Origin of the sequence: Cupriavidus sp. SIMBA_020 (assembly GCF_046535395.1) — a bacterium.
In the GTDB taxonomy this organism is placed as follows: Bacteria; Pseudomonadota; Gammaproteobacteria; order Burkholderiales; family Burkholderiaceae; genus Cupriavidus; species Cupriavidus campinensis.
On the sequence record NZ_JAWRWU010000754.1, the window covers coordinates 1 to 266 of the forward strand.

Below are 266 nucleotides of genomic sequence, written 5' to 3' on the forward strand. Positions count from 1 at the left end.
CGACGGCTCGGCGGTGAGGAATGAGCCGGGCGGCTTACCTGGGTTACGCGATAGCCGCTGGCGACGCTTGCCACGCCGCCAGCACCTTCTGCCCCACGGCCGCGAAGATGTCGATGGCCGGCAGCAATTCGCGCCCGAGATCGGTCAGCACGTATTCGGCCGACGGCGGCGAACTGTCGAGCTTGTGTTTCGCGACGAGCCCGCGCGTCTCCAGTTCGCGCAGACGCACGCTGAGCACGCGCGCCGAAATGCCCGGCAAATCGCGG

At 68.4% G+C, this 266-nt stretch carries 1 protein-coding gene; it reads right to left on the minus strand.

The annotated features are described in order from the left end of the window. Window positions 1-43: 43 nt before the first annotated feature. Window positions 44-266, minus strand: a 223-nt coding sequence (locus tag SB751_RS31360) for a winged helix-turn-helix transcriptional regulator (protein ID WP_410749192.1), incomplete at its 5' end; no start/stop codon positions are given.